General features: G+C 43.2%; 11 protein-coding genes. All 11 read left to right on the plus strand.

Annotated elements, in window-relative coordinates; translation table 11 throughout:
* Positions 1-22 precede the first annotated feature (22 nt).
* The 11 genes from DW025_RS08205 to DW025_RS08255 all read left to right on the plus strand — a co-directional run bounded on the left by DW025_RS08205 (position 23) and on the right by DW025_RS08255 (position 14,708).
* Positions 23-1,354 (plus strand): Firmicu-CTERM sorting domain-containing protein, encoded by a 1,332-nt coding sequence (locus DW025_RS08205; RefSeq protein ID WP_118016577.1) that lies wholly within the window; start codon positions 23-25, stop codon positions 1,352-1,354.
* 53 nt (positions 1,355-1,407) lie between these two features.
* Entirely contained in the window at positions 1,408-2,016 is a 609-nt protein-coding gene (gene xrtG, locus DW025_RS08210) for an exosortase family protein XrtG (protein WP_117548870.1), read from the plus strand.
* The gene (locus DW025_RS08215) at positions 1,988-3,373 is read left to right on the plus strand and encodes a TIGR03111 family XrtG-associated glycosyltransferase (RefSeq protein ID WP_119999547.1); all 1,386 of its coding nucleotides are present in this window, start codon (positions 1,988-1,990) and stop codon (positions 3,371-3,373) included. Before xrtG ends, DW025_RS08215 begins: the two co-directional genes overlap by 29 nt.
* Positions 3,357-4,427, plus strand: coding sequence for a hypothetical protein (locus DW025_RS08220; RefSeq protein WP_118016576.1), 1,071 nt, complete (start codon positions 3,357-3,359; stop codon positions 4,425-4,427). Before DW025_RS08215 ends, DW025_RS08220 begins: the two co-directional genes overlap by 17 nt.
* Entirely contained in the window at positions 4,424-4,906 is a 483-nt protein-coding gene (locus tag DW025_RS08225) for a 6-carboxytetrahydropterin synthase (protein ID WP_118016575.1), read from the plus strand. Before DW025_RS08220 ends, DW025_RS08225 begins: the two co-directional genes overlap by 4 nt.
* 97 nt (positions 4,907-5,003) lie before the next feature.
* A complete protein-coding gene (locus DW025_RS08230) occupies positions 5,004-5,645 on the plus strand; it encodes a TetR/AcrR family transcriptional regulator (RefSeq protein ID WP_158564563.1) in 642 nt (213 codons plus the stop codon).
* A gap of 245 nt (positions 5,646-5,890) precedes the next feature.
* Positions 5,891-6,592 (plus strand): ABC transporter ATP-binding protein, encoded by a 702-nt coding sequence (locus tag DW025_RS08235; protein WP_118016573.1) that lies wholly within the window; start codon positions 5,891-5,893, stop codon positions 6,590-6,592.
* A gap of 1 nt (position 6,593) precedes the next feature.
* On the plus strand, positions 6,594-9,317 hold the full coding sequence (locus DW025_RS08240) for an FtsX-like permease family protein (protein WP_119999549.1): 2,724 nt from the start codon (positions 6,594-6,596) through the stop codon (positions 9,315-9,317).
* Positions 9,318-9,552: 235 nt separating this feature from the next.
* On the plus strand, positions 9,553-10,983 hold the full coding sequence (locus DW025_RS08245) for an alanine/glycine:cation symporter family protein (RefSeq protein WP_117548885.1): 1,431 nt from the start codon (positions 9,553-9,555) through the stop codon (positions 10,981-10,983).
* Positions 10,984-11,003: 20 nt separating this feature from the next.
* Positions 11,004-11,966: an NYN domain-containing protein gene (locus DW025_RS08250; RefSeq protein WP_022216373.1), complete on the plus strand. Its 963-nt coding sequence runs from the start codon at positions 11,004-11,006 to the stop codon at positions 11,964-11,966.
* A gap of 171 nt (positions 11,967-12,137) precedes the next feature.
* Entirely contained in the window at positions 12,138-14,708 is a 2,571-nt protein-coding gene (locus tag DW025_RS08255) for a tubulin-like doman-containing protein (RefSeq protein ID WP_118016571.1), read from the plus strand.
* Positions 14,709-14,747: the final 39 nt, after the last annotated feature.

Raw genomic sequence — 14,747 nt, forward strand, 5'->3', positions numbered from 1 at the left:
CTACAAGAGAAGGCGTGATTATATGAAGAACAGAAGAACTAAAATGAAGAGACTTACAGGAATTATAACTGCGATATGCATGGTGATCATCTTTTCGGGTGTTTCCATATTCGGGAGTCAGGCACAGACACTCTCCGATGGAAATGGCGGCAGCATGGAAGTGACAACGGATGGCGAGTACATCTATCTGGAATACAGTGGTTCGTGGACTAATTACATTCAGCAAATATTTGATATATCTGTGAATGGACAGACAGCTCCGGGGGCATTATCCAAGTTGGTTATTAACACAGGCAACAATGGCGATGGTTCATCGTTTAACGTGTTAAATGCATGGTATCAGGCAATCGACGGCGCTACTGGTTATACGACAAATACCGGCGCATCGTCATCTGGCTGGGGATATGCGGATATGTCCTGGAGTGCAAAGGTGCCAGTTAGCACATATGGAACGGATGTACGGAATATAACAATAGGCTGGAATGACAATACGGCTGAGCTTGATATAGCAGGTGACAGTTCATCATCTGAGACGACTACAGAGGCTGGAAGTGAGGCAACCACGGAGTCTGCGGATAACAGTACAGAGGAGACTACTACCGAGGAAGTTACAGAGGATACCACGGAGGCTACAGAACAGGTAACAGAGAGCACTACAGAACAGACAACCACTGAGGTCAGCACATCAGAGAAGGCAACGGAGAATGCCACAACAGAAACTGGAACTACAGAAGAGATAACAGGGCCTGTCACATCAGGACTTGTGATCGATGGATATTATGGTGAGTGGAGTCAGTATCCGTCAGCGGATATAACATACAACAGTAACAATGGTTACTCGACCCACAAGGGACAACTTGCAGTGGAGAATGGAAGACTGTATGTACACTTCTCCATGAACGATCTGTATACATCCCAGATGCAGTTCCAGTTGTGGAATATCACAGTGGATGGAAAATCATGTGTACTTAATATACTCCCTGTAAATTCCAACGGATCCATAAACTGGGGTGGACAGACCAACGGCTTTGGAGCCGGAATATACAGGAATTTCGGAGTATTTGCAGGCTATTACAATGATGTGGATGGCGATGTGGCATTTACGGTATATGATCCTGTACATACTGAGACAGGCAAGGGTGATGAGATAGAGTTCTCCATCTCACTTGACAAGTTAGCCGATTACCTTGGCATAAAGCTGGATCAGGGTGCAACCATCACTGTGTCCAACCCGAATATAGGTGCAGAGGGAGTTACCATAACCGGAACACCTACAGGCCCTTGGGCCGGTGCTGCCATAGCCCTGCTCATGGCCGTAGGCGGAGTAATAGTATATAGAAGAAAGAGAATCTAACCGGCTGAATGTTATAGCAGGATGTGAATATAAATGAGAGGAGGTGCACACCGATGATGAATATAGTTTTTGTTATAGTATTGGCACTTTGGATATATATATTGACCGTGCTGAAACGTGGAAAACTGGATTTCTGGTATTTTATAACCGGAAGCATAGGACTTTTTGTGTTCATGCTCATCAAGGTGGAGCCTGTCGTTCTTGCACCTCTTCAGAAGAGCGTGTCCGCTGTTGCTGGCATGTTCGGAGACATGACCGGTATATATGAGGGATACTTCAACAAGAATATAGTGTTCATAGCGACCGGTGACGCCAACCTGTCCATGTATATAGACTACGAGTGTTCAGGAATAGTGGAGATGCTGGCATTCCTTTCACTTCTGTGGTTCTTCCCCATGTACCATACATACGAGAAGGTGGTGCTCAGTATAGTTGGACCGGCTCTGATATTTGCGGCAAATGTACTCAGGATATTCACCATATGTCTCATTGTCCATGTGTTCGGCGGAGGTTCGTACTTCGTTGCCCACAGCATAATAGGACGTCTGGTGTTCTATGCATGTACTGTGCTTTTGTATTTCTTTGTATTTACAAAGGCTCAGATCATCAGACAGAAGGTAGGAGGTTTCAGATATGACACTGATAACACAGATCTTTCATAGCTCCATACTTTTCTGGGCGGCATGGGTCATCATACCGATCGTCATGGAGATTATACCTACTATTGGCAATTTTTTCATACTGATAAAGAAGAAACTGGTGTCGAGGAAGGAGAAGGCGATCAACTTTTCTCCGGAGATAACACTTATCATACCTGTGTATAATCAGGAACATAGCCTTCACAGATGTATAAGCTCCATAGATGCGTCAAGTTATCCTAACAGCAAGATATATATACTTGTTGTAAATAATATGAGTACGGACCGGAGCTTTGATGTATTCTGCAAATGTCAGGAGGAATTCCCAGATCTGACAATGAACTGGGTAAATTCAAAACAGGGCAAGCCTAAGGCTCTCAACCTGGGGCTTTTCAACAGCTACGGCAAATACATCATACACATAGACAGTGACGGTGTGCTCCAGAGGGATGCCATCAGGAACATGGTGACCAAATTCGAGAGGAATCCTGACATCGACTGCATGACCGGAACGATCATGACCAACCCCGAAATGGTCGATGATACCGACAGATTTGGACTCAGACTGCTTAGAAAGCTGGAGTTCTTTGAATACTGTCAGGCGTTCCTTGCTGGCAGGAATTTCCAGTCGGAGTTCAATAATATATTTACTTTATCAGGTGCTTTCTCAGCATTCAGACGATCAACCATCATGAAAACCAATATGTACAATACGGATACTGTGTGCGAGGACACCCATGTAACGTTTCAGATAAGGGATGTGCTCGGAGATAAGGTAGCTCTGTGCAGTGAAGCTATATTTTATGTTGATCCAATAGAAGATATGAACAGACTATATATACAGAGACAGAGATGGCAGAGGGGCGAGATAGAGGTTGTCCACATGTTCATGAAGAACAGGATGAACGCTGTGCGAGGATTTTTCTCTGACTTCATTGTGAGACTGGTTATGTTTGATCACACATTTGCATTCCCGCGTATGATATGGTACTTTGCGCTGATATGCCTTGGAATATTCCAGGATTATCCGTTTGCGCTCATCATAGATTCAGTCATAATCATGTATCTTTTGTATGTGTTTACCACAACACTGCTATATATATGTATAAGTCTTTTTCTGAGTCCGTTTAAACAGCTCAGAAGATATTACATGAGAAAATGGTATCTTGTATTCCTGCTTCCTCTGTACAACTTTGTCGTGTTCTGGTTCAGATTTGCAGGAATAATCAACTCCATGAAGTCTAAGGGAAGCTGGAAGATGCAGAATTTCAGCGAGGAGAGACAGACGGCATGGAGCATCATAAAGCATGACTTCCGCTGGCTTGGAAGATTGGTGTACAAGGTGACAGGAAGGAGAAAATGTCATGAGCAGGAAAGCTGAAAAGAATAAGACATATAGAGGACGAGTTGTGGCAGCTTTTGCTGTTGTTCTGTTCATGATAGCTCTGGAAACCATATACTATGGTTATCACATGAAAACCAATAGAGACAACATCTTTTCAGCGTATAAGGACGACCAGCTGCAGACGGTATCTATTCTGGCTGAGAGACTGGAAGGTTTGAGTGAGAAAGATATGGAGTCAGTCATCAATGAAGTAGTTGATGTATCCGGTTCGGAATGGGCGTTCCTTATAGAAGAGGATGATATCATGTTTATCAAGGATGCGGCAACTACGGCGGAACTGTCTAACATGACTGCATCAGGTCTGGACGAATATATGAGCGAACAAAGGGGAATAGTCAGTACGGCTTCTGTTGCCGGATCTGGTTACGTTGTCGGGATATATGCTGACAGGTCATATGTTCTTTCGTCATACGGAGTGAAAGATTTTGAATTCTATATCGTAATAGCTGTGATAGCAGCCTTCCTTGTCCTTGGCGGCATGGTTATAGAATATGCCGGCAGGATAGGACATATGGGCAGAAAGGTTCAAAGATTAGAAGATGAACTTACAGCGAGAAATGAGAAATTCGATGAATATGAGAGACTTACAGAAAGCTATGGGGAAGAGTTAAGGCAGAAGGATATTGAGCCTGCAGATAAAAAATCAGGTAGATATTACGATATGGAGGTTGTGGACTCTCTGCTCTCAAAATCGACAGATCCGGAGCTTTATCCGATCACTTTCTTGTTCATAAGTGTTCAGATGGGAGATCGTTATTTTTCAAGAGATGAGATATTCGGGATAATGGATTTCATAAAGGGCTGCATGGGATCTAATCATGTGACCGCAGAAATGTCAAAGGGCAATTTTGTTGTGCTTATGTATATGACAGATATGTCAACGGCTGAACAGATACGTGATAAGATGCTTGAAAGCTGGAAAAGAACCTCAGCAAATGAAGCGGGGGCCGAGATTAGAACAGAACTCAGAGCTGTCACAGACGGCGATGATCCGAGAAAAGTATTCTACGGGGAGGAGATGAACAGATGAGATTCAGACAATACAAATTCAAATTCTACCTCAATGCCAGACATGGAATATATAAAAATGGAGTACTTGGGGAGGTACATCCTCACACCTGGGAGATCGTCATAAATGTTGTCAAGGGAAGAGATGAGACTGTAAAGTTCCATCATCTGGAGCACAGAGTTGAAGAATTTCTGAGCAGATATCAGGACAAGACTTTGAATGAGATTGCACCATTTGACATGATAAATCCCACACTTGAGAATATGTGTGAGTATTTCAAAGATGAGCTGACCGAAATACTCAACAGAAACGGCTGGATATTCCTGATGATGGAGATGAGTGAGTCACCGTCCATGTCATATGTGGTTAGTCTCATTGATGACAGCTACACCGAAGAGATGCAGACCATCAATTCTCTGGCGGACAGGATATTGAAAGAAATAAAGCAGAGCCGTGATGAGACTATAGACAGGATTTATAGCGATATGTATAATAAATAAAATAGTTGACAAAATGATCGGTATGTTTTAACATAACGGTGTTATTAAACGTAACACTGTTATGTTATTTTATATTATAATTAAATGGGTGAGGATTATGGCAAAGAAAATACAACATGACAGCGAGACGAGGAAAGAGCTTCTAAAGTGTGCCAAGAAAGAATTCATGGACAAAGGCTTTATGGGTGCTTCACTCAGAAACATATGTCAAAAGGCAGGAGTAACAACCGGAGCACTGTATTTCTTTTTCAAGGACAAGGATGATCTGTTCTGTAATGTTGTTGGACACATGCTGGACAGCCTCAATGCTGCATTGACTGAACATTTTTCATTTGAAGTTGATGAGATGAACAACGGCATGGCATCAGACCACAATGAGGGCAGTGATTTTGAGTCGGCCAGAAATATTGTGCATGAGCTGTATAAACATAGAGATGAAGTACTTCTCGTGCTTACGAAGTCACAGGGTTCCAGCATGGAGAGCATGCCAGACAACGTGGTTGATCAGATGGATGCACATAATACATTTATATGTGAGGCAATGTGTAAGGCTTACGGAACACCGATGGTTGAGAGAAATGTTGTTCACTGGATGTCACATTCCCAGATCGACATGTTCGTATTTATGGTGACACATATTGACAATGAGAAGGATGCCTTGAAGTTCGTTGAGACAGGTATGAAATATCTGATCTCAGGCTGGTATGGCCTGGTTAAGCCGTGGCAGGATTCAGAATAAGATTTGACCGGAATAGAAAATTGAAAACAGTAAAATGAAAAATGTGGTACAGGGGAATCAAATTCCCATTATGTCTTATTACAGGTCTTCCGAATTACTGGGAAGACCTAAAAAAAGGCTTAAACCATAACAGCGTTATGTATGCAAATGAACATTTGAATAGCTACTAAAGTGTAATGGATTGCTATAAAAAATAAAGTAAATGAAAATTAGAACAACGAGGATATCATAAAGGAGGAAAAATTATGTATTTGGAAGTGTCAGGAGTAAAGAAGAGCTATGGAGAGGGTGGAAGCTATGTGCAGGTGCTTAAAGGTATAAACACAGGTATTGAAAAAGGACAGATGTGTGTTATACAGGGAACGTCAGGTTCAGGTAAGTCAACACTTCTGAACTGTATAGGTGGTCTTGACACCATGGATTCAGGTTCGATAAAGGTTGATGGAACAGAGATATTTGGTATGACCAGCGACCAGCTTGCGGACTACAGACGTGATAATTTGGGATTTATATTCCAGTTCTATAACCTTGTTCCAAACCTCACCGTGAGGGAGAACATACAGGTGTGTGAGTATCTGACAGATGATCCGCTCCCTATGGATGACTTGATAGAGACTCTAGGACTTACTGAGCATCAGAACAAGTTTCCCTCACAGCTCTCAGGTGGACAGCAGCAGAGATGTGCTATAGCGAGAGCTCTGGTTAAAAATCCAAAACTCCTCCTCTGTGATGAACCGACAGGAGCTCTTGACTCCAAGACATCCAGAGATATTCTTGTTCTTCTCGAGGAGATAAATGCGAAGTATGGAACGACTATGCTGATAGTAACACATAACAATTCCATCAAGAATATGGTGCACAAGGTTATCTTCATAAAGGATGGCCTTATAAGCAAGGAGTATGAGAACGAAGTGAGAGTTCCAGCGTCAGAATTGGAGGATTTGTAATATGCAGAAGGTTTTGAGAAAAAGAGTTCTGAGGGATCTGAAGGAGAATCTGTTCAGATACATAGAACTTGCATTTCTTATCATCATGGGTATGTATGTCATTGTCTCGCTGATAGGAGCCGGATATACGATCATTGACAATGGCGAGACACATGACGAGGCAAATAAGATAGAGGATGGTCAGTTTTCCGTATTCGTTCCACTGAGCGATGAAGAGATATCCCGGCTTGAGGATGCTGGCGCAGAGGTTGAGGGGATGTTCTACGAGGACTACGAGGTCATGGATGGCAAGACATTGAGGGTATTTGCCAACAGGGAGAACATAGATCTCGTGGAATGTGATGAGGGAAATCTTGCGGAGGCTGATGATGAGATAGTTGTTGAGAAGAGATTCAGTCAGGTAAATGATATTTCTGTCGGAGATATAATACAGATAGCAGGAAATGAATTCAAGGTGACAGGAATAGGGACATCACCTGATTATAATGCTCTTTTCAAGGAGATGTCAGATACTGTAGTTGACAGTAAGGTGTTTGGAACGGTATTCGTTACAGAGGGGGCGTATGATAAGCTCCATGCAACAGGCGAGAGTGTCAAGACTGAGACATATCTGTATGCGTTCAGACTCGAGAGCAAGACCACCTGTGATGACGTGAAGGATGCACTTGAAGACATCAAGGTCGACACAGACAGCATAGATGATGAGTATTTCCAAGAGTATTGGGATAGAACTGGCGCAGCCATAAACGATTTCAAGGATGGCATAAAGGATCTTAAGTCAGGCGCAAATGAACTTGCAGATGGACTTGGAGAACTCACTGATAACAACAGGAAGCTCAACAATGCGGCACAGGAGCTGTTTGAGGCATACCTTGAACAGGCGTCATCATCTCTCTCAGCGTATGGTTTGGATACAGAGCTCACAGAGGATAATTACAATGACGAGATGACTAAGATTGCCGACAGTCAGGGTGGAGTTTTGGCGATGAGTATTGAAAGTGCCCTGAGTGACATTGACAGCATCAAGGCATTCAAGGACGGTATTAAGGAGTATACCGACGGAGCTGCAGAGGCAAAGGATGGCTCGGATGAGCTTGCGGATGGAGTGGCAGAACTCAAGAAGGAGACGGATTCATTCCTCAAGGATTACGACACAGATCTTGCAAATATTACATCATTTGTGACAAGTGATGATAATCCGAGAACAGGCGGAGCCGCTGATGACCAGCAGATCAATGTACAGGCGGGATATTTCTTCGGTGTGCTGCTCATGCTTCTGTTCACATATGTCATATCGGTATTCGTTGTACATGGAATAGAGAAGGAGAGCAGCGTCATAGGTGCACTCTATGCCCTGGGGGTCAAGAGAAGAGATCTCATGATGCATTATCTGACACTTCCGGTCATAGTCACAACAGTTGCAGGCATAATCGGTTTCCTGATCGGAATAAGCAATGTTGGAATCCCTGTTCAGATGGCAGATGCATATGCGTATTATTCAATTCCTGCTATGGATGTGAAGATCCCGCCGATTCTTATAGTGTACGGTATCGTGATGCCGCCACTGGCAGCGATAGTTGTTAACTACTTCGTTATCAGAAATAAGCTCTCACAGACAGCTCTTTCACTTATAAAGAATGAGATCAAGCAGCCGAAGGGCAGCAATGTCGATCTCGGAGACATGGGATTTGTCGGAAGATTCAGAGTCAGACAGATGCTCAGAGAGATGAGAACAGGGGTGACCGTTGTGATTGGAATGTTTATAGCCCTCATATGCCTGATGTTAAGTCTTAACACTGCAACTTTCTGTTCAAAGGTCAAGAAGCAGAATGTGGAGGATACCCACTATGAATATATGTATACATATAAGTATCCTACAGAGAATCCCCCTGAGGGCGGTGAGGCAGCGTATGCTAAGACTTTGAAGAAAGAGGTATATGGTTACAACTGGGATGTGACAGTTCTTGGACTTTCAAAGAATACTAAGTATTTTGATGTTGACCTTAAGAATGGCAAGAACAGGGTTGCCATATCATCATCATTTGCTGAGAAATATGGTTATGGTGTGGGTGACGAAATCGTGCTCCACGACGAGGAGAATGATATAGATTATGGTTTTACAGTGGACAGCGTGACACAATATACTCCGGCATTTTATGTTTTCATGACTATAGATGATGCAAGGGAGCTGTTCGGAGCTGGAAGTGATGAGTACAATGTAGTATTTTCAGACAAGGATCTGGAGGTTGATCCTGCAAGACTTTACGCAACCACAACAAAGGCCGATATAGAGTCGGCTGCTGGAATATTTGCAGATCAGATGAGAAGTATGGTTATTATGATAGTTATTATCTCGACACTTATATTCGTAGTGGTAATGTATTTGATGATGAAGGTTATGATTGACAGATCAGCATTCTCGATTTCATTGATAAAGGTGTTTGGTTTCAGGACGAAGGAGATCAGAAAGCTATATCTGGATGGCAATTTCTTCATAATCGCAATCGGAGCAGCCATATGCCTGCCACTTGCAAAGCTTATAATGAGTGCAGTGTATCCTTCTCTGGTGTCAAATGTAAACTGCGGCGTCAAGCTGACATTTGCCCCATGGCTCTGGGCTGTGCTTTACGGCGGAATACTTGTCCTGTATTTCATAATCAACAGAGTTCTTGTTGGCAGGCTGAACAAGATAGTGCCGGCTGAGGTGCTGAAGAACAGAGAGTAAAGATAGTGGCAGTATGAAATAAAAGTACCTTAAAATAATATATGATTGCGGAGGCGGTATAAATAATCGTCTCCGTTATTTTGTGTGCAAAATTTGTCTGAAAAGCGGATAGGTATTGTGATTGTTGGCGGGACTATACGGGATATATACGCGTTTTTTCTTGCACAATGTGCAGTTTATATTGTAAAATCATATATGATATGCAAAAAAGTAATAGGAAAAGAGAAGTACAGATATGGAGAAATTACTTAAGATCATTGCCGATGTGAATTCATCGGTGAACAATTTTATATGGGGAGTGCCATCCATGATATGTATCGTGGGCGTGGGACTGTGGCTCCTCATAAGAAACAGGGGGGTTCAGTTTACAAAGTTTGGATACGCGTTCAAGCATACGTTTGGAAGGATATTCAACAAGAAGGAGACTTCAGATGGTGCCATCAGTCCTTTTCAGGCCATGTGTACGGCGCTGGCGGGAACGGTTGGAACGGGAAATATAGCCGGTGTTGCTGGAGCCATCGCCATAGGCGGTCCTGGTGCGGTATTCTGGATGTGGATCTCAGCACTTCTCGGAATGGGAACAAAGTTTGCAGAGGTCGTACTTGCAGTGTTCTACCGTGAGAAGGATGCGAATGGTGACTGGGTCGGCGGACCAATGTATTACATCAAGAATGGCCTTGGCAAGAATGCTTACTTCCTGGCTATAGCATATTCAGTCCTCGGTATACTCACAGTGTTCGGAACAGGAAATGCAACACAGGTCAATACCATCACAACAGCTATAGATTCAGCACTTTTTAATTATAATCTGGCTGACAAGAGCAATACATTTACAATCAATCTTGTGATAGGAATCATAATAGCTATTCTTGTTGGTCTCATACTTATAGGAGGAATCAAGAGAATAGGAAGCGTGACAGAGAAGCTGGTGCCATTCATGGCTGCTATGTATATCATCATGGCCATAATTCTTGTAATAATCAATATCAAGAGTGTGCCGGGAGTGTTCGCTTCTATATTTGAAGGTGCATTCAATCCGAAGTCCGTGACCGGTGGAATAGTTGGAAGTCTGTTCCTCAGCATGAGAAAGGGTGTATCGAGAGGTATTTTCTCCAATGAGGCAGGTCTTGGTACAGGATCCATAGCCCATGCATGTTCTGATGTAAAGCATCCGGTGCAGCAGGGACTCTGGGGAATATTCGAGGTATTTATCGATACTATAGTTATATGTACGCTTACGGCACTTGTAATACTGTGCAGTGGAACTGAGGTAGCCTACGGACAGGCTGCAGGAGCCGATCTCACGATCAATGGCTTTGTTGCAACCTACGGCAACTGGATATCGATATTCACAGCGGTGGCTTTGTGCTGTTTCGCGTTCTCAACCATACTCGGATGGGGACTTTACGGTTCAAGATGTGTCGGATTCCTGTTTGGAAGTAAGCTTATCAAGCCGTTCATGGTTGTGTATGCATTTGTCGCAATCATCGGTGCGACCATGGATCTCGGACTTCTCTGGGATATAGCGGACACCTTCAACGGACTTATGATCATACCTAACCTGATCGCAGTATTCATGCTGTCAGGTACAGTTGTGAAGCTTACCCGTGAGTATTTTCAGGATGGACCGGGCAAGTTTGGGGTTGAGACCGGCAAAGAGAACTGATAAATGAAAGGGACTTTTATATGGAAGAAATATCAAGTGAGATTTCTAACAAGTATGCGATACTTATCGATTCAGAGAATGTATCGGCAAAATATATTGAGAGTATATTTGATGAGCTGTCAAGGCTCGGCTCAATAACGGTGCGGAAGATATATGGGGATTGGTCAAAGAATAACAATGGCTGGGACAAGGATTGTCTGCTGTCATATTCTATACAGCCTGTACAGCAGTTTTCATACACGGCGGGAAAGAATTCAACGGATTCGGCCATGATAATAGATGCGATGGATCTTCTCTATACGAGCAATATAGATGGATTCTGTCTGGTGACAAGCGACAGCGATTTCACTAGGCTTGCATCAAGACTCAGGGAGGCTGGCAAGCAGGTCATCGGAATGGGAGAACGCAAGACTCCGAAAGCGTTCGTGAGTGCGTGTACAAGCTTCAAGATCCTTGATTCACTGGTGACAGAGGATCTCAACAAGCCGGCATCGAAGAATGCCATGCTTGAGGCTGCGGCTGTGGACGAGTCATATATCACAAGCATAAGGGACATAAAGAAGACGGTTTACAATATAATAGATGAGAACGATGACAAGGATAAGAAGACTCATATGGGTGAGATCGGAAGCCGCCTTGTGAACAAATATCCTGACTTTGACGTGAGAAATTATGGATATTCCAAGCTGTCAACATTCCTCAGTGAGGAGTTTGACGATCTGGATATAGACAGCGGCAGGCAGAAATTTGTGTCCATCAAGAACCATATCGATCCTAAGAGTGCTGTCAAGCTGCGCATAGTGAGACTTCTCACGGAGAATTCTGACACTATGTACAATATGGGACTGCTGAATACAGAACTTAAGAATATTATACCCGGCTTCAGCATAAAGAAATATGGATACAGTAAGTTTTCAAGCTTTCTCAAAAGCTTCGGTTGTTTTGAGATCGTGGGAGACAGGGTAAAATTGACAGATAAGTAGAAAGTGTTTAATGCTTAAATATGTCAAAATTTAGAAAAAATGCCAAATAAATTAACGCTTTTTGTTGAAAATCAATAAGAATAGTGATAAATTGAAAATGTGAGTTTTCAGGTACAGAAAATTCACTATGGGGGAAGAAGTGTACGTGCATATTAAGGAGAGGCATAATCTATGATACTTATTGATACTCAAAAAGAGGAGTTTAGCAAATTAAAAGACATACGTGTTTTTGGACGTATAAGTCATGAGAACAGATTCAACAAGAATCTGCTCGTAATAGGTCTTGGGGGACTTGGAGGCAGGACCGTTTGCGCGCTTAAGGGTATGCTGATGGATAACATCACACCCGAGGATAACATTAATTTCCTCATGATAGATTCAGATATAGCAGAGATGGAGGCTACCATAGATGATAGCAAGGAGGGTGTCGGTTTCAATGCCCTTGAGGTTATCAGTATATACAGACCGGATATTGAGAATGTTCTGGAGAATGGAATCCAGAAGAATCCGATCCATGAGAATCTTGCAAACTGGATGGATCCTGAATTCCCGGCTATCACGATAGGAAGAGACGGAGCAAAGGGGAACAGACAGATTGGACGTCTGATGTTCTCGAATGCATATACGGATGTCAGAATGCTCCTTTTTGACAAGCTTCAGGATGTATACGACAAGACGACGGAGGGAACAGTCGATGTTCTGATCGTATCCGGAATCGCCGGAGGAACCGGAAGTGGAATCCTTTCAGATGTCGCATATAACATACGTGCGTATGGCAAGGCGAAGAAGTGGAACAATCTGAGGATTGGCGGTTGCCTGCTCACACCGGATGTACTGTTCGGCCATAAGGCTGTATATGAAGATACAGAGCTTGTGGCGAGACTCAATGCAAATGGATGTGCGACCCTCAAGGAAGTTGATTATTATATGAAGCTCTCCGAGAAGGATGACAACTATACATTTATCAGTAAGAAAAACAAGATGGTCATCAGGGAGAATCTCTTTGATGCCTGCATGCTTGTATCAGGTAGAAAGGACGAACAGGGCTACATACCTGAGGGATACATCACAAGGGATACAGCAAGCTTCCTCTACAGGCTAGCCAGCAACAAGTTCATTGGCAACAATGACGTGGAGAACGACAGGAAGCTTCTCAGGGATGTATTTTTTGAGAATGAGGGATATTCCATCACGAACTGGAAGATGGAGCACAGTGATGAGAATATCAAGAAGTCAAACTGCTATTACAAGGTAGTAAGCGAGGCTGACTACCATATTCCTATCAAAGAGATAGAGAATATGTGTGAGAATGATCTGTTTTCCCAGGCATATAAGGGATTGTTCAGATCTCCGTTCAAGGAGGGCAATGCCGAGGAGGATATCAAGAATGTACTCGCAGAGCTCACTGTATTCTTGCAGGAGGAGCAGGGTGAGGATATCAAACTTGCCGTGAACGGTCTCATACAGTACGGCCAGATCACCAAGCCTACATATAAGATGATAAAGAAGAATACGGACGGTCTTCGAGAGGGCTTTGCCAGGAAGATGGAGAACTTTGAGAAGGAACTTCCGGTTATCATAAAGTCGATGAAGAACAAGCTTTGGAGTTCACTTGATGATGTGATATCCAAATATATGAATGAGTTTGGCCCATATGGCGCAATAGATGTCATAGGTGCACCGAGTGCCGGTGTAACAGATTCCACAAAGGGTATGATGGCTGAAGTCAGAAAGCTTGAGAAGATGATGAAGGATTATACACCGTCGGGTGAATATACCAGAATCATTGATTCCATCAAGACAATTGTTGCGAAGAGATTCTTCACTTTCCCTTCAGCGAAGAGGGAGACTGAGAATGGTTATTTCGATGCATGCATCAAGGAAGCACTTGCTGCGGAGAGAACAAAGCTTATAGATGAACTCGATGCACAGGATCTGTTTGGAGATACACTTAGATGGCTTCAGCAGAGGGCAGAGAGACTTGACGAGATATATTCACAGTTTGGAGAGGATCTGAAGAATTCCATCGAGGATCTTGCGAATAACGGTGATAAGGCTGTTGGCAATATACTCAAGAAAGCCAAGAGACATGAATTCCTTCCGACTGATTATGTCACATCCAGAAGGATAAAAGAGATGGAGACAGGGATCATCAAGCTCATGCTGGACAACGAGTCCAATATAGACAGTGGAAGAGTTGTTCCTGTCAAGGATGAGATGGAGAAGATATACAGAGAGCTGTTTTCCGGTGTGGGAGCATATGGTCCTGAGAAGATGTTCACAGTGGCATTTGCTGATAAGAAGCTAACGGAGCAGGATCTCAACGTTATGTATGGATCTCCGATCAACGACAGGAGAACATCCATCATGGAGGAGGCTGCCAGGGCGTTTGTGGATGATATATCAGAGGAACAGCCTCTGTGTGTTCTTGCTGACGGATATAAGGAGAAGCTTCTTGCAAAGAAATATATATCGGTTCCAAATGTGATGCCGTATTTCAGCAAGGCAGTCAAAGCTATACTGATGGCTCCACCTTACAATGAGAAGGAGGATTCAATAACGCTCAATCCGGGTGAGATAGAGATCTCGATCGATGATATATTTGTCGGTGTTCCGGTATCCATGATGCAGTGTGCGATGGAGATGCAGATGGCTTACAATGCAGTATATGATTACAAGGGACTTCATATTGATGAGGTGAACAAGGATATGAAGAGCTTCCCTGATTTTGTCACAATATAGGTTAGTTTATACAGCCCTTTAATATGCGAGTATTAAGGG

It is taken from the genome of Coprococcus sp. AF38-1 (genome assembly GCF_003603945.1).
Lineage (GTDB): Bacteria > Bacillota > Clostridia > Lachnospirales > Lachnospiraceae > Coprococcus > Coprococcus aceti.